Raw genomic sequence first — 14984 nt, 5'->3', positions numbered from 1 at the left:
TAACGTTTATTTAATGTACCTGATTTATTTTTAGGATTTTTACAAGGGTTGGGGATATCTTTTATTATTATAGGTATTTTACCACAAGGGTCTTATTTAAAGTTAAAAAGATGGAAAAGGTCTATGATTAAATCAGTATAATGTGTCATAATCTTTATATTATATATAGCAATAGAGGCGATTTTAAGAGAAGGCAAAGCACAAAATACATTTGTAAAAGCTCAATTCTTGTGGAATGTACTATAATCATTAAATATAAACTTTTATATACCACCATTCATACTCTTAAACCCTATTAAAAAAGAAGTATCCAATATACAAGAAATGTGCCATGGAACATTTAAAACTAGTAGATGAGAAATTATATTTTATGATTATAGAATTTTATAAGGCTGAAGGAAAGGAAGATGTCTGTAATAAGTGGATAGATGGAGGAAATAGCTATGAAATGGATTTAGATAATGGTCTTACATACGATAATAGATATAAGAAACAAATATCGAAATAGGTATTTACAAATTATTATATACAGAAAATTATGATATAATATATATGAATAATTTTTTTATTAGTATTTTTTCAAAAAAAGTATTATAAATAGGGAGGGGAAAATCATGACCCTTGCAAAAAAAATTGAAAAAATATTAAAGGATGAGCTAAGGCCAGAGAATATTAAAACAGTTATTGACTTGGCTGAGTTTTTAAAATTTAAAGAGACCCAAGATAAATGGGATGAAATAAATGAACTAGAACATGAATATATAACTGAAGAAGAACGTCTTCAGTTGGAAGAGAGTAAATTAAAAGGTGAATTTATTGACCAAGATGACCTTTTGAAAGAACTAGGGATTAATAAAAATGAAATATAATATTAAATATGAAAAAGGTTGTCTTAAGTATCTAAAAAGACTAGATAAAAATACTTAATTGAGAATAATTAAGGCTATAAACCAACTCCCGTCTGGGGATGTTAAAAAGCTACAATGGAATACTGAAGATTATAGGCTAAGAGTTGGTAAATATAGAATTATATTTAGTAAAGATGAGAAGGACTTAGTTATAAACATTATTGAAATTGCATCTCGAGGAGAAGTTTACAATATATAACAAATTAATTTCATAAGTTTTTAATAGTGTTGAAATATAAGCAGTAGATTATTTTTATAATAAATCTACTGCTTTAATTCTATGGTATTATACTTATCACCAAATAAGTTTTTAGACAAGGAAAGAAGGCAAAAGCAGTTTGAGGAATTTATTGAAAATGGTGAAATTATTTTAATTGGAATTTATGATGATATGCCTTGTGGTTTGGTATTTGCAAATAAAGATAATGATGAGCAATTGGCTGAGTGTGGCTCTATTTATTCAATATATTTTCTTAAGGAATACTGGGGAAAAGGGTTAGGTACTAAGTTAATGGATGAAGCTATAAATATATTAAAAAGTACAGCCATTTTTCCAATAAACCTATTGAATTAAGATATGTAAAACAAATAAATATATAAGAGAGGTATAGCAATGAGGCAAAGCGAACAAGCTATTTTTACTAATATGTGTATGATATATAATAAAGATTATATTTTAGTGCAGGATAGACAAAATCCAGATTGGCCAGGAGTTACATTTCCTGGAGGACATGTTGAACATGGGGAATCTTTCGTTGAATCTGTTAAGAGAGAAGTTTTTGAAGAAACGGGTCTTATTATTGAAAATCCAATTTTATGTGGGGTAAAGCAATTTCAAACAAAGCAAAATGAACGATATGTAGTTTTGTTTTTTAAGACTAATCAATTTAAAGGAAATTTAAAATCCTCAAAAGAAGGTGATGTGTTTTGGATAGAAAAAGAGAATTTAATTGAGTATCAGCTAGCTTCTGATTTTCTAGATATGTTTAATATTTTTGACTCTGATAATATGAGTGAATTCTATTATTATAAGGAACATGGTAAATGGCAGAAGAAAGTGCTATAAGTAAAATTTATAGTCATCCAACAAACATATTCTATTTATTTTGCTAGTAGAACCGATACGGTGAACCGTATCATAAGTAGTGGACAAGCTATGTGTTGTAGGATAATGTTTAAGAGGTTATCATAAACTAGAATCAAATGGTATAAGGGGACAGTATGTATCAGGTTCTATGATACAAGAACATAAATATTTTAATTATTATTTACAAAAGCTAAGATTAAGGTTTATAGAAAACCAATTTAATAAAGAAGATGCATTAATATTTTTGCGTAATCTGATATTTGGAAAAGTATAGAAGTGAAGTTGAAAAATTTTGTACCAAGGGACAGAATGTAAATTCATTAAAATGGGCCATGAATTCGCTTTTTCGAGCCTTATTTTTAGTAAAGTTATAATAAGCATCTCAATTTTATGTATTGAAATAGGATTGTTAATCAAAACCTTTACAATGAAGAAAGAAGGTAAGGCGATAGCAAAAAATATTGGTGGTATTATGGGGCTTTTATTAGTAATGATTATATAGTTATAAGAGTTTAAGGAAGGTGACACATATGAAAATAGAGTTTTATTATTGGGATATGCAATGCCCAATAAACAATGAGATGTTGAGATTGCTTGAAAAGTACGGTAAGTATTTTGAGATAACCATTTATAATGTTAAAGATAATTTTGAAATTGCAAAAAAACAACGATTATTTTTCCCTACTTTGACTGTTGTGAACGGTGTAAATAGGTACTTTAGTCCTATATCAGATAAATTTTTAGATAGTCTATTAAATAATCAATATCCTGAAGAGAAGACATTTATAATAAAACATGGAAGAGAAAAATATACAGGTGAGATTATACCTTTGACAGAAAAAAACATAGAAGTTGCTGGGACATGTACAGGAAGAAATTGTTCTGAAAACTGCCAAAAGAAGTTTGCGTTTTTGAAGGATTGTTGTTTAGATACTTTTGGGTTTATTAATGTTGAGGGAGATAAGCTTTTGGGTGGAGTTGAATATGTTCCATCTAAGATAGTTCCTTATGATATCCCAAAGTCTGAAGATATTGCTTTTCTGACATGTGCATATCTTTCCTCAAATAGATATGATTATAAATCTGCTCCACTTAAAGCTTTAGAAGAATATTTAAAGGATAAATATTCGAAGATTATTGCTATTAGTGACGAAGTTGGAACTTTTCCAAATGGTGATTTAAAATGGTTCTTAGATAATGGTTTTAGGGATGAGGGAGTTATATCTTATGAGCCAGGATATTGTAGATTGCATTTAGTAAGTAAAATCATTTAATTTATTTTCTTGTTAGAGAAAATAGTATGAAAACAAATATGGGATTCATTATGGAATATGAGTATATTTAACTAAAGAAAAATGAATTAATACAAAATGCAAATTCTGAATGGAAAGATTTATCTGAGGAGTTTTAAAGATAGGATTCTTCGTTTTACTCAGAATGACAACCTTGTTTATGCTACAATATTGTTATATAATGCGTAATAGTAGAAAAAAGCAAACTAAAGATTATTTATATTATTTGGAGGTTCTTTAATGTTAGATAATAAGGGTTTTGATTTATGGGCAGATGGCTACGATAAAAGTATTGGATATTGGATTTGGTACAGGAGTATTAACAAAAAAACTATATGATGATGGATATGAAATATATGGCATTGATTTTTCCAGAAAAATGCTAGAAATTGCAAAAGATAAAATGCCTTCAGCTAAATTACATCAATATGATTTTTCTAAGGGTTTACCGAAAGAACTTGAAAATATACAGTTTGACTACATTATAAGTACTTATGCAATGCATCATTTAGAAGACAAAGATAAAATAAAATTTATTAATAAATTAAAGAAGCAACTTTTTAATGATGGTGAAATCATTATTGGAGATATAGCTTTTGAAACAAGAGCATTGCTAGAACAGTGCAAAATAAAGACTGGTGAATGGGATGATGAAGAAATATATATTGTATTTGATGAACTAAAAAAAATTTTTCCTAAAGAAGATATTAGTTTTACAACTATATCCCATTGCGCAGGAATTATTCAGCTTAAAAATTACCCTAATTTGTATTTATAGGGCAAGATTGATTTAAAGGAGTGAATAAGGTGGGTAAATTAAGAAACCTTCTTCAAATTAGATAATAAAATTTGAGGAGGATAAAAATGGACAAAATAATAATTAAAGAGGATTTCATACCTGAGATTGACCAATTAATGGATTTGTACAATGATGTAGAATGGTATGCCTATACAGATGATAAAATAAAACTAAAAAATGCTATTAGTAATTCACTGAAGGTATTAACTGCTTGGGATAATGAGAAATTAGTCGGGCTGATTCGTGTAGTAGGTGATGGTTACACAATTATTTATATACAAGATATTTTAATTCTAAAAAATTATCAAAGTCAAGGTGTTGGAAGTTATTTGTTAAAACTAATTTTAGAACGATATAAATTAATTCGTCAGATTGTTTTAATGACAGATCAAACTGAAAAAACAATTAATTTCTATCAGAAAAATGGAATGGTAAAAGCTAGCGACTATAATTGCGTTACTTTTGTAAAATAAAATGAAATAAATCCTTATAGTGAGTTAATGTTAAAATTACAAGTGGAAATGCAAAAGACTTGATTGCTTTTGATTATGATAAATTGTTTATACAATAGGTATAGGAAAATATTGATATATATTAACTGATTATGGAGGTAAAATATGGAAAATATATTATACATGGGTTTAATAATCTTATTTATAATTCTTAGTTCAAGCATTAATGCATTGGAAAGCAATCAAAAACGGATAGAATCAAAATTAGATAGAATTATGGAGCATCTTGGATTGCCTGAACCATCTAGGGAGTATATAAGCGATGAGTTGAAAAGTGAATTATCAGAACTTGTTATGGAAAATAAAAAAGTTGAAGCAATAAAGAGATTAAGAGAAGCTACAGGTATGGGGCTAAAAGAAGCAAAGGATTATGTTGATAGTTTATAGGCTGAAAAGACCTCTTCTCTCTTAAAAATGAATTAATAAGCAAAAAAGAGCATAGAAAAATTCATATTGTGGTTTTGGCGAATCGCCACTAATTCTTGACTTCAGTCATGAGTTAGTGGCTTTTTATTTGCCTTGTATTTCTCTAATGCTTTTGAGTAGAATAGATATGGTTCCATCTGGGTTGTTTAAAAATTCGACTTTATCGTCACTGGTCAAATAAGATACAGGTATTTTTATTTCTATTCCATCGTCTGTTACTAATTTTTGAGTTCTGGCTATTTTTTTATTTAAATTTTCATTTATATCTATGGTTTTTTCTGATAATCCTCTTTTTGTTATTTCTTCTTCATAGATATTTTGAAGGTCTAAATTATTGTTAAAGGCTTTAGTTTTAATATGGTCTATATCTATAGCATCTTTTTCTTCGACACTTTCCACTATAGCATTTTTTATTTCTGCCATTTTAGTTACATCATTTTCATAGTAGTCGTTCACTATTTTTTTCGATACCATATTTACAATATCTATCTTTTCCTTGTCAGATAATGTATCTTGTGATTCTAGCAAGTATTTAGATATATAATAGTCTTTTTCTCCATTAATCTCATGTTTTTTTTCTTTTAATAGAATTGAAAAATCTTCTAAATTTATTATTATAAATTCATCAATTTTTTGATTTTCATTTGGTAATGTTGTTTTTTGTTTAACTACTTGATTGATTCGTTTATTTTCTGATTCATCTACATAGTGTATGTAAGAAGGTTTATAATTCAATATAAAGAAACCCAAGTATCTTTTCCCATCTCCATTAAAAAGGCAACAAATCAAATCGCAAGGTGGTATTGTAGGGTTTTCAACCATTATATTGTACATGAGTTGAGCAAATTTTTTAGTGCTTTCTACAAATTTGTCATTGTCATTTGAAATATCTATGCAAAGATTTTTAACTCGATTTTCTTTATCGGGGAAAAAAGCTTTTTTGATATTAATATCTTTAAAAACTTTTCCTATATGAATTTCTAAAAACTCCATTATATCTTTGTTGTATGGATGTTCTTTTTCCGACAATACAGGTATTGCCACTGAATTATCTAAAATATGTAATATGATTTTTTGAATATTTATTTCGTCCATCATAACCAGCTCCTTATATGACTTCATATATTAATTATAGTTATTATATCGTAGAAAAGAAAGGAATATATAAAGTTTATATATTTGACTAATTTGTAATATTAATATATAATATTTGAGGTAATTTAATATGGATGAAATAAATAAAATCTAAAAGCAGGTGGGCAGCTAAAATAACCCATGTGCTTTTTTATTTTTTGTTTTGTTGGATAAGGAGGTTAGAAATGAAAAAGTTATTTAAAGACAAGAAATTTTTTCTTGAAATTCTTACATTAGTTATACCAATAACATTACAAAACTTAATTAGTTCATCATTAAATATGGTAGATAATTTAATGATAGGAAAACTTGGAGAAAGCTCTATTGCATCAGTTGGCCTAGTAAATCAATACTTTTTCATATTCATGTTATGTTTATCTGGAATTAATGCTGGCGCTGGTATATTTATATCACAATTTTGGGGCAAAAAGGATGTTTCAAATATACGAAAGATGTTTGGATTAGAGATTGTACTTAGTACTGTAGCAGCATTAATCTTTTCTATTTTAGGATTTATATTTCCTAGAGTTATAATGAATATTTTTACTAAAGATGCTGTAGTTATAGACTTAGGAGTTAAATATCTAAGAATAATTTCTATAACTTTTATAATAACGGGTTTGACCCAAGGATATTCCACACTTTTAAGATGTATTGGACAAGCAAAACCACCAATGTTTGCCAGCCTTATAGGGGTATTAACCAATGCTTTTTTAAATTGGATACTTATATTTGGAAACCTTGGATTTCCAGCTATGGGAGTAGTAGGGGCTGCAATAGCTACAAGTATAGCAAGAACTGTTGAAATGGTTTATGTAATCTATTCAGCTCATAAAAACAACAAAGCTATTTTTAGCAATATAAAGGAAATAATGAGTTTTAACTATGAATTTGTTAAGATTTATTTTGGGACATCTTCATCTGTAATTATAAATGAATTGTTGTGGTCACTAGGTTTAACAGCATATTCAATAATATATGCTAAAATTGGTATCAGTGCAGTAGCTAGTATGCAGATAGCTACTACTATAAACAATATGTTTATGGTTTTATGTATAGGTATTGCCACAGCAGCTGCGATTATGGTAGGAAATAAGATAGGTGCAGGAGAAGAAGATCTAGCCATTGAATATGCAACTAGATTAGGAATATTGGTACCAATGATAGGATTAGCAACAGGTATAATACTATGGTTTACAGCACCTTTAATTACAAGGCCATTTAATATAAATAAAGATACTTTAAAACTTACAATCACTGTGCTTAGGATCATGGCTGTATTTGCCCCTCTTAGATTTTTCAATGTGCTTATGATTGTAGGTGTATTTAGAGGTGGAGGAGACACAACTTATTCTATGTGGGTACAACTTGGAACGGTTTGGTGTTTTGCTATTCCTGCAGGTTATATAGCAGCTGTTTATTTTAAATTACCACTTGATAATGTATTTTTTATAATTTGTTTAGAAGAAGTAATCAAGATAGGCTTTGAGGCAAAGCGACTTCATTCAAAAAAATGGATTGGAAATGTTGTTGAAGATTTAGAAATATTAGATAAAATACAATAGGTGACAGGAGAAAGTTCTCCTTGTCACCTTATCTTTTCTAATTAACTTTTGTGTCATAAGGATACCAGTATTATTGATTTAAATCTAATTCGTATATAATAGCTTTTGCCCTTTCAAAGGATGACTTTTCTACTAATATATCAGTTCCAAAAAGAGAAGATCCACTAATTATTTTGATATATCCGCCAATTCCACGTTCTTTTAAAATATATGGAATTTCATTTTCTTCTAAAAGACTTTTTATCAAGTCTATCTCATAATTGTTGTTAGAAGTTTTCAGAACAACCATTTGAAGGTCATCAGATTGATTTTTCTTTTTCACTTTATTCCTCCTCTCCTACTCCGAATTTCATTTTGTAATAGTATATGGCAAGTTGTGTTCTGTCTCTTAAAGATAATTTTTCAAGCATATTAGAAACATAATTTCTAACAGTTCCTTCACTTAAATAAAGTTTTTCGGCAATTTCTTTATTATTTAATCCTTCTGCTACTAAAAGCAAAATATCAAATTCTCTATCAGATAGATTTATGTCTATATCTTTTTTAGCATATTTTTTAATATTTGATACAATTTTTGAATCAAAAACCAAATTTCCAGAGTGGACTGCATTTATCGCAGGAACAATTCCTTTGATATTTTGCTTTAATATGTATCCTTTACAACCTAGAGAAAGGGCTACTCCTATATATTCATCATCTTGAAAAGTGGTGATCAATAAAATTTTGGCATTGTTGTCTACTTTTAAAATTTCTTTGGCAGCTTCTATACCATTAAGTTTTTCCATTCTTATATCCATAAGAATTAAATCAGGTTTATGTTTAGTATAAAGCTCTACAGCTTGAAGACCATCATAGCCTACATCTAGTATATCTATTCCGTTGGCATTTATAATTATTTTTAAAGATTCCACTACTAGTGGATCATCATCTACAATTATAATATTCATATGCATTATCCTTTCATTAAAGTCATATGTATTTTAAATCCCTGGTCAAATCTATAATTGAAATATCCATTATATTTATGAGCTATTTCATTCATGGAAAGAAGCCCCATGCCTTTATTTTTTTCATCAAATTGGCTTCCATTGTCTTCTATTAGTATAGAATAAAACTTTGGTTGACTAATTAAACTTATTTTCAGCTTTGTGGCATTGGAATGTTTGGAACAATTGGTCATAGCCTCTTTTACTACGGATAGGATGTCGAACTTTAAATCATAGCCAAGCTCATCTTCAATTCTATATACGAGTTCAATATCAATGGCTGGTATTTTACTACAAAGTTTTTCAACTTGATTTTTTAAGTCTAGTGATTCATTGTACAGATTGTGAATGCTTTTTCTGATATCATTCATTCCATTTTGCAAGGTTTCCTGAAGGGTATCCAAGTTTTTTACAACATGGTCTTCAGTTGAAATGACTTTCAATGCCTCTACCTGTAGTATACTGCTACTTATGGTGTGACCTATAGAATCATGAATTTCTCTTGCGATTCGATTTCTTTCAGTGAGTATGGCAATATGTATATTCTTTTCCTTATCTATTTTCAATTGTTCATTATATTTTTTTAAATAAAAGGTATCTTCTTTTAAATCATCTCGAACTACTTTGTTTTCATCTAAAATAATATTATATTTTTTTGTCATGATGGAAAGGTAAACTGCTCCAATAGATGAAAGCAAGTTTATTATGGAGGAGTTCATTAGAACTAAAGGTAATGTAAATAAAGTGTATATCTTAAAATCCAAGCACATATTGTATAAAATTAGTGGCAAATAAAAAACAAATAAATTATGAGAAAAACACAGTATTACGAATAAAAGATATATAATAGATTTTATTCTTTTATCATCCAATAAGTCTAAAGCTAACGAAACAATTAGGCTTATGAGAAAATAAACAACTAAATTTGCATCTGGCTCTATTTTATAAGTATTGTATAAGCAAAGTAACATGATAAAAAGCTTTTCTACAAAATTTCTCATATGAGACCTCCTGTTAAATACTAAAGTTTTTCACTAAATATTCTATATTTTAATTATACTGATATTTATTATGAAATACAATTTAATCAGTGACAAATGTCATATTGTATTGTAATTTTATACACTACAAAAGATTTATTTAAAATCATATAATTATCTTAAGATGAAATCGAGGAGTGATATATATGATAGTTAAGGTAAATAATTTAGTGAAAAGATATCAAGACTTAATTGCTCTTGACCATTTTGATATGGAGGTTGAAGAAGGGGAAATTATAGGACTTTTAGGACCTAATGGTTGCGGAAAGACTACAGCTATAAACTGTATACTATCGCTATTAAGTTATGATAAAGGAGAGATAAAAGTATTTGGAGAGAAAATGACTCCTAACTCTTATGATATAAAAAGACAAATAGGATTAGTACCTCAGGAAGTTTCGGTTTTTGAAAAATTGACAGTGAAAGAAAATATAGATTATTTCTGTGGACTGTATATAGACGATAAAAAATTAAGAAAACAATATGTAGAAGAAGCTATAGAATTTGTGGATTTAAAGGATTATGTAAAGTTTTATCCTAAAAAGTTAAGTGGAGGCTTAAAAAGAAGATTAAACATTGCTTGCGGCATAGTTCATAAACCTAAGCTTATTTTTCTAGATGAGCCTACAGTTGCAGTAGATGCTCAAAGTAGAAACTTTATATTAGACGGAATAAGAAAATTGAATGAAGAAGGAAGTACCATCATATACACAACTCATTATTTAGAAGAAGCAGAAATGCTCTGTAAAAGAATTATAATCATGGATAAGGGTAGAAGCTTAGTTTCTGGGACAATTGAAGAACTAAAGGCCATGATAACCACATCTGAAAAGATAGTAGTTGGGTTTTTAGACATTGAAGATGAAGTTATTGAAAATATGAAAAGTATACCTCATGTTATTGATGTAGAGAGAGAGGGAGAGGATTATATTATAAAATTTGAAAATGGCATTAACAATTTAGCCAATCTTTTAGATTTTATAAAGGCCAACAATTTAACCTATACAAAGCTTCATAGCCAATTACCTTCATTAAATGATGTATTTTTGGAGTTAACAGGAAAGGAGCTTAGGGACTAATATGAAAAGATTATTTAGAAACTGTGTATATCAAGGTAAAAACTTATTTAGGGATTTTGGCTTTTTATTTTGGAGTTTAATATATCCACTCATTATGGCAGTTTTCTTTTATACAGCTTTTAATGGAATGCTAGATAGAGAATTAGAAATTATAAATGTGGGAATAGAAAGTGGAAATCCTATTTTATATGTATTAGAAGAAATAGATTTTATAAATATCCACGAAATTACTGATGATGAAATAGTAGAAAAGTTAGACAATGGAGAAATCGATGGATATATAGATGAAGATTTAAATTTGGCAGTAAAAGAATCTGGGATAAATCAAACTATAATAAAGGAAATAATAGGACAAATAAAGCAGATGAAAAAATTAAACAGGCCTATTGAAAAATATGATTTTTCAATAGATTATATTTTAGATAGAAATCAAAAGGCAAATCCTGTAATAATTATTTTTTATTCACTGATTGCTATGGTTTCAACCTATGGGATTTTTTCCGGTATCGAAATAGTCAAATTAATTCAAGCCAACATGTCCAATATAGGTGCAAGGATCAATGTTACTCCACTTAAAAAACATGAGTTTTTATTGGCAGGGATTGTAGTTGCACTGATACTTAATTTATTTGCCAATGGAATATTGCTTATTTTTATAAAATATGCTTTAAGGCTAAATTTATTCACAGAGACAAAATACAGCACTATTTTGATACTAATGGGGAATTTGTTTGGCATAGATTTAGGAATATTTATAGGTGTGTCCAACAAGAAAAATGAAAGTGTAAAAAATGCAATGGCTGTGGCGATTACATTGTTTTTATCATTTCTATCTGGAATGATGGGACCTAATATAAAAATTATGATTGATAAACATGCACCTATTTTAAGTAGAATAAATCCTATTTCTATCATTACAAACAATCTATATAGGATAAATCTTTTAGGAAGCACTAAGAGTGCAAGAGAAGGAATTCTTCTTTTATCCTTTTATTGCATAGCTTTAATATTTACATCCTATATATTTTTGAGGAGGAAAAACTATGACAGTATATAAATATTTTACTAAAATAGCATTGAGAAACAAGGGGGTTATCCTTACTTATACACTTATATTTTTTATTTTATCAATACTAAATGGTTCAGGTACTATTGAAAGAGAAACTAGTTTTATGGAAAAGAGATTAAACATAGGAATAATTGATAATTGCAATAGTGAACTGTCAAGAGGTTTAAAGAATTATTTAGAAAAAAAGAACGATATAATTGACACAATGCCAGATGAAGAATATATAAAGGAACAAATTTTTTTAGAAACAGTAGATGCAGTGATAATAATCCCAGAGGATTTTGATGAAAAAGTTATAAATAAAGAAAACTCTATCAAAGTATATAATGATGATAGAAAAATAGAATCTATGCAAATCCAAAATCAAATCAATAAATTCCTTACATTTGCCAATGCTACCTATGAAAATGGAGAATTTAATTTAGAAGATTTAGAAGTGGCATTAAATGAAGAAGCAAATGTAGAGCTTATAAAGCCTAAAAACAAAATGGCAAATGAAGGGGTGGCCAACTGGTTTAAGTATTATTACAATTTTACCAGTTATGTGATTATGGCTATTTATATTTCAGCAATAGGCCTTGTAATGGCTGATTTCAAAGATGAAAATATAGAAAGCAGAATGAAAATATCTTCTAAGAAATTCTTAAAATTCAATATGGAAATGTATCTGGGACAATTGACAATGGCGAGTATGATTACACTAATATTTATTGTAGGAAGTATTGTATTAAAGGGTAAATACATTGGAGAAGTTAATTTTGGGAAATATGTATTAAATACAGTAGTTTTCTCACTTTCCGCTCTATGTTTTACGTTTTTAATTAATAATGTTACGAGGAATAAATTTGTTATAAATGCAATGGCTACTGTATTTTCTTTAGGAACTTCATTTATATCAGGAGTTATGGTACCACAACAGTTTTTAAGTGAAAAGACTCTTATGATAGCAAAGTTTTTCCCAACTTATTATTTTGTTAGAGTAAATGAAATGACAGTTAATTCTTTTTCAGATATGAGATTTGAAATTTTAATGCAATTGTTGTTTGGTGCAGTATTCTTGTTGATGGGATTATATTTTTCTAAAACAGCTCAACAGGCTTAAGATAAAAACATAAAATAGATTTCTTGACACGAATATTATGATACTATATAATATCATTAGAAAAATAAATAATGGTGATGGAGTTCACCAAAACTGCATTATGCTAATGACTCCTACAGGTAATACATGGTATTATCTGTAGGAGTTTTTTGTTTTCATAATTACATTTGAGGAGGAATTTTCAATGGCAAAAAGCTTAGCAGCAATTTTATTATTAGGATTACCAGCAAATAAATTATTTGAAAAATTTAAGCTGCCAGGATTGTTGGGAATGCTTATGTTAGGAGTGATTATAGGCCCTTATGGTTTGAACTTGCTTCAAGCGGATATGATTAATATATCGGGAGATTTAAGAAAAATTGCTTTAATTATTATTCTATTAAGGGCAGGACTTGGAATCAATAAGGCTGATTTGAAAAAAGTTGGGAATAGCGCATTAAAAATGAGTTGTATACCAGGATTAATAGAAGGGTTTTTTATTGCTTTTGCATCAACAAAATTTTTAGATTTTTCTTTTGTTCAAGGAGGAATGTTAGGATTTATAATTGCAGCAGTTTCTCCTGCTGTTGTAGTACCATCTATGCTAAATTTGATTGAAAATAATATAGGGACAAACAAAGGTATACCAACTTTAATCTTGGCGGGAGCTTCTATAGATGATGTGTTTGCCATTACTATATTTAGCGCTTTTCTAGGACTATACAGTGGGGCTCATGTAAATATTGGAGTACAATTGTTAAACATTCCATTATCAATACTGTTAGGAATTGGATCTGGGATTGTCATTGGAATTACAATGGTGAAAATTTTTAGCAAGTATCATATACGAGATACTAAAAAGGTCTTATTGATACTTGGAGTATCCATTTTACTTACTGAGTTTGAAAATTTGTTAAAGACTAAGATAGAGATAGCATCTCTGTTAGGAGTCATGACTATAGGCTTTATAATAGTAGAAAAAATGCCAGATTTAGGTGAAAGATTAGCAGCAAAGTTCAATAAAATATGGGTTTTTGCAGAAATATTGTTGTTTGTACTAGTAGGTGCTCAGGTAAATATTGGAGTAGCCCTTGAGGCAGGAATGGTAGGTATTATAGTTATATTCATTGGACTAATAGGAAGAAGCATAGGAGTATTGATTTCTCTAATAGGTACAGATTTAAATTGGAAAGAAAGATTATTTTGTGTTATTGCATATATCCCCAAAGCAACTGTACAGGCTGCTATGGGAGCAGTCCCATTGACATTGGGAGTAGAATCAGGAGATGTTATTTTAGCTATAGCAGTATTGTCAATATTGATTACAGCACCTTTAGGAGCAATTGGAATCAACTTTTCCCAAGAAAAGCTATTGGAAATATGACAGAAGGGACAAGTAGACTCGCTGTCGCATTTTTAATAGAAACCACTTAGCAGACTAATGGAATATATATGAATAAATAAAATTATAACTATATATTGACTCTGCTATATAATAGTAGTATCATTTATTTTATACTTAGTAGGCTAAACATAAATTGGAGGTAAAATATGAAAGAGCTAGATAAGGATTCACTATACTTTATATTTTTAGAAATACTGAGACTTCATTATTATCGTACTCATGTACTTCTTGAGGAGGTGGGGATTTATCCTGGTCAACCACCTATGCTTTTTATCTTAAACAAAGAAGGTGGTCAGAGCCAGAGTGAATTGGCAGAAAAACTGCAAATAAAGCCTTCTACTATAACAGTAATGTTGAAAAGAATGGAGAAGGAAGGCATAGTAGAACGCAGGAAAGATGAATTGGATCAGAGGATAACTAGAGTGTATATAACTGAAAAAGGAAGAAAATTGTGTGATGAGGCTATTAAAGTAATGGATAAAGTTCAAGACGAATGTTTTGCAAATATTACAGCAGAAGAAAAGATAATTCTTAGAAGATTATTCATGCAAATGAGAGACAATCTCAACAATGTGCTTGAAGAGAATGGCGAAATTTAGAT

The 14984-nt window shown here is 28.7% G+C and carries 19 protein-coding genes and 1 riboswitch; of the genes, 15 read left to right on the top strand and 4 right to left on the bottom strand.

Translation table 11 applies throughout. The annotated features are described in order from the left end of the window. Positions 1–331: 331 nt before the first annotated feature. The 9 genes from BUA21_RS14770 (at position 332) to BUA21_RS12220 (ending at position 4985) form a co-directional block, all read left to right on the top strand. Positions 332–508 (top strand): hypothetical protein, encoded by a 177-nt coding sequence (locus tag BUA21_RS14770; RefSeq protein ID WP_159429111.1) that lies wholly within the window; start codon positions 332–334, stop codon positions 506–508. Between the two features lie 106 nt (positions 509–614). Beyond that, positions 615–869 (top strand): hypothetical protein, encoded by a 255-nt coding sequence (locus BUA21_RS12260; protein WP_072745127.1) that lies wholly within the window; start codon positions 615–617, stop codon positions 867–869. A 58-nt stretch (positions 870–927) separates the two neighbouring features. Continuing rightward, on the top strand, positions 928–1107 hold the full coding sequence (locus BUA21_RS15345) for a type II toxin-antitoxin system RelE family toxin (RefSeq protein WP_412458291.1): 180 nt from the start codon (positions 928–930) through the stop codon (positions 1105–1107). An 81-nt stretch (positions 1108–1188) separates the two neighbouring features. Next, the gene (locus BUA21_RS12250; RefSeq protein WP_072745126.1) at positions 1189–1482 is read left to right on the top strand and encodes a GNAT family N-acetyltransferase; all 294 of its coding nucleotides are present in this window, start codon (positions 1189–1191) and stop codon (positions 1480–1482) included. A 39-nt stretch (positions 1483–1521) separates the two neighbouring features. After that, complete coding sequence (locus BUA21_RS12245; RefSeq protein WP_072745125.1) at positions 1522–1974, top strand: 8-oxo-dGTP diphosphatase; 453 nt, start codon at positions 1522–1524, stop codon at positions 1972–1974. Between the two features lie 551 nt (positions 1975–2525). After that, positions 2526–3269: a hypothetical protein gene (locus BUA21_RS12235; protein WP_072745123.1), complete on the top strand. Its 744-nt coding sequence runs from the start codon at positions 2526–2528 to the stop codon at positions 3267–3269. 292 nt (positions 3270–3561) lie between these two features. After that, positions 3562–4065, top strand: coding sequence for a class I SAM-dependent methyltransferase (locus tag BUA21_RS12230; protein WP_234973717.1), 504 nt, complete (start codon positions 3562–3564; stop codon positions 4063–4065). Between the two features lie 86 nt (positions 4066–4151). Further along, positions 4152–4559, top strand: coding sequence for a GNAT family N-acetyltransferase (locus BUA21_RS12225; RefSeq protein ID WP_072745122.1), 408 nt, complete (start codon positions 4152–4154; stop codon positions 4557–4559). Between the two features lie 144 nt (positions 4560–4703). Further along, the gene (locus tag BUA21_RS12220; RefSeq protein ID WP_072745121.1) at positions 4704–4985 is read left to right on the top strand and encodes a ribosomal protein L7/L12; all 282 of its coding nucleotides are present in this window, start codon (positions 4704–4706) and stop codon (positions 4983–4985) included. A gap of 123 nt (positions 4986–5108) precedes the next feature. On the opposite strand, the gene BUA21_RS12215 is transcribed toward BUA21_RS12220, so the two are convergent. Next, positions 5109–6119, bottom strand: a complete 1011-nt coding sequence (locus tag BUA21_RS12215; RefSeq protein ID WP_158281690.1) for a nucleoid-associated protein — start codon at positions 6117–6119, stop codon at positions 5109–5111. Positions 6120–6343: 224 nt separating this feature from the next. Here BUA21_RS12215 and BUA21_RS12210 point away from each other — a divergent pair, with 224 nt between their 5' ends. Continuing rightward, positions 6344–7723 carry an MATE family efflux transporter gene (locus BUA21_RS12210; RefSeq protein WP_072745119.1) on the top strand — a complete coding sequence of 460 codons (1380 nt, stop codon included), beginning with the start codon at positions 6344–6346 and terminating at the stop codon, positions 7721–7723. A 70-nt stretch (positions 7724–7793) separates the two neighbouring features. Here the strand turns inward: BUA21_RS12210 and BUA21_RS12205 are convergent, their stop codons facing one another. From BUA21_RS12205 to BUA21_RS12195, 3 genes are read right to left on the bottom strand one after another with little or no spacing between them, the layout of a single operon-like run. After that, on the bottom strand, positions 7794–8045 hold the full coding sequence (locus tag BUA21_RS12205; RefSeq protein ID WP_234973716.1) for a putative signal transducing protein: 252 nt from the start codon (positions 8043–8045) through the stop codon (positions 7794–7796). A 1-nt stretch (position 8046) separates the two neighbouring features. Continuing rightward, on the bottom strand, positions 8047–8670 hold the full coding sequence (locus tag BUA21_RS12200; protein WP_072745118.1) for a response regulator transcription factor: 624 nt from the start codon (positions 8668–8670) through the stop codon (positions 8047–8049). 5 nt (positions 8671–8675) lie between these two features. Then, positions 8676–9710 (bottom strand): sensor histidine kinase, encoded by a 1035-nt coding sequence (locus tag BUA21_RS12195; protein WP_072745117.1) that lies wholly within the window; start codon positions 9708–9710, stop codon positions 8676–8678. A gap of 185 nt (positions 9711–9895) precedes the next feature. Between BUA21_RS12195 and BUA21_RS12190 the strand changes: the two genes are divergently transcribed. The 5 genes from BUA21_RS12190 (at position 9896) to BUA21_RS12170 (ending at position 14982) form a co-directional block, all read left to right on the top strand. Further along, the gene (locus BUA21_RS12190; RefSeq protein WP_072745116.1) at positions 9896–10828 is read left to right on the top strand and encodes an ABC transporter ATP-binding protein; all 933 of its coding nucleotides are present in this window, start codon (positions 9896–9898) and stop codon (positions 10826–10828) included. A gap of 1 nt (position 10829) precedes the next feature. Further along, positions 10830–11885, top strand: coding sequence for an ABC transporter permease (locus BUA21_RS12185; RefSeq protein WP_072745115.1), 1056 nt, complete (start codon positions 10830–10832; stop codon positions 11883–11885). Next, positions 11872–12999, top strand: a complete 1128-nt coding sequence (locus BUA21_RS12180; protein ID WP_072745114.1) for an ABC transporter permease — start codon at positions 11872–11874, stop codon at positions 12997–12999. The genes BUA21_RS12185 and BUA21_RS12180 overlap by 14 nt, the downstream gene beginning before the upstream one ends. Positions 13000–13063: 64 nt before the next feature. Continuing rightward, positions 13064–13122: riboswitch (Fluoride riboswitch) on the top strand. 61 nt (positions 13123–13183) lie between these two features. Then, positions 13184–14362, top strand: coding sequence for a cation:proton antiporter domain-containing protein (locus BUA21_RS12175; RefSeq protein ID WP_072745113.1), 1179 nt, complete (start codon positions 13184–13186; stop codon positions 14360–14362). Between the two features lie 167 nt (positions 14363–14529). Next, complete coding sequence (locus BUA21_RS12170) at positions 14530–14982, top strand: MarR family winged helix-turn-helix transcriptional regulator (RefSeq protein ID WP_072745112.1); 453 nt, start codon at positions 14530–14532, stop codon at positions 14980–14982. The last annotated feature ends 2 nt before the right edge of the window (positions 14983–14984 follow it).

It is taken from the genome of Sporanaerobacter acetigenes DSM 13106 (assembly GCF_900130025.1).
In the GTDB taxonomy this organism is placed as follows: domain Bacteria; phylum Bacillota; class Clostridia; order Tissierellales; family Sporanaerobacteraceae; genus Sporanaerobacter; species Sporanaerobacter acetigenes.
This window is presented reverse-complemented; position numbering and strand designations above follow the sequence as displayed.

Excerpts from the sequence above, each read along its gene's own strand:
- BUA21_RS14770 (WP_159429111.1), top strand. The coding sequence starts at position 332 with ATGGAACATTTAAAACTAGTAGATGAGAAATTATATTTTATGATTATA.
- BUA21_RS12260 (WP_072745127.1), top strand. The coding sequence starts at position 615 with ATGACCCTTGCAAAAAAAATTGAAAAAATATTAAAGGATGAGCTAAGG.
- BUA21_RS12250 (WP_072745126.1), top strand. The coding sequence starts at position 1,189 with ATGGTATTATACTTATCACCAAATAAGTTTTTAGACAAGGAAAGAAGG.
- BUA21_RS12245 (WP_072745125.1), top strand. The coding sequence starts at position 1,522 with ATGAGGCAAAGCGAACAAGCTATTTTTACTAATATGTGTATGATATAT.
- BUA21_RS12235 (WP_072745123.1), top strand. The coding sequence starts at position 2,526 with ATGAAAATAGAGTTTTATTATTGGGATATGCAATGCCCAATAAACAAT.
- BUA21_RS12230 (WP_234973717.1), top strand. The coding sequence starts at position 3,562 with ATGGCTACGATAAAAGTATTGGATATTGGATTTGGTACAGGAGTATTA.
- BUA21_RS12225 (WP_072745122.1), top strand. The coding sequence starts at position 4,152 with ATGGACAAAATAATAATTAAAGAGGATTTCATACCTGAGATTGACCAA.
- BUA21_RS12220 (WP_072745121.1), top strand. The coding sequence starts at position 4,704 with ATGGAAAATATATTATACATGGGTTTAATAATCTTATTTATAATTCTT.
- BUA21_RS12215 (WP_158281690.1), bottom strand. The coding sequence starts at position 6,119 with ATGGACGAAATAAATATTCAAAAAATCATATTACATATTTTAGATAAT.
- BUA21_RS12210 (WP_072745119.1), top strand. The coding sequence starts at position 6,344 with ATGAAAAAGTTATTTAAAGACAAGAAATTTTTTCTTGAAATTCTTACA.
- BUA21_RS12200 (WP_072745118.1), bottom strand. The coding sequence starts at position 8,670 with ATGAATATTATAATTGTAGATGATGATCCACTAGTAGTGGAATCTTTA.
- BUA21_RS12195 (WP_072745117.1), bottom strand. The coding sequence starts at position 9,710 with ATGAGAAATTTTGTAGAAAAGCTTTTTATCATGTTACTTTGCTTATAC.
- BUA21_RS12190 (WP_072745116.1), top strand. The coding sequence starts at position 9,896 with ATGATAGTTAAGGTAAATAATTTAGTGAAAAGATATCAAGACTTAATT.
- BUA21_RS12185 (WP_072745115.1), top strand. The coding sequence starts at position 10,830 with ATGAAAAGATTATTTAGAAACTGTGTATATCAAGGTAAAAACTTATTT.
- BUA21_RS12180 (WP_072745114.1), top strand. The coding sequence starts at position 11,872 with ATGACAGTATATAAATATTTTACTAAAATAGCATTGAGAAACAAGGGG.
- BUA21_RS12175 (WP_072745113.1), top strand. The coding sequence starts at position 13,184 with ATGGCAAAAAGCTTAGCAGCAATTTTATTATTAGGATTACCAGCAAAT.
- BUA21_RS12170 (WP_072745112.1), top strand. The coding sequence starts at position 14,530 with ATGAAAGAGCTAGATAAGGATTCACTATACTTTATATTTTTAGAAATA.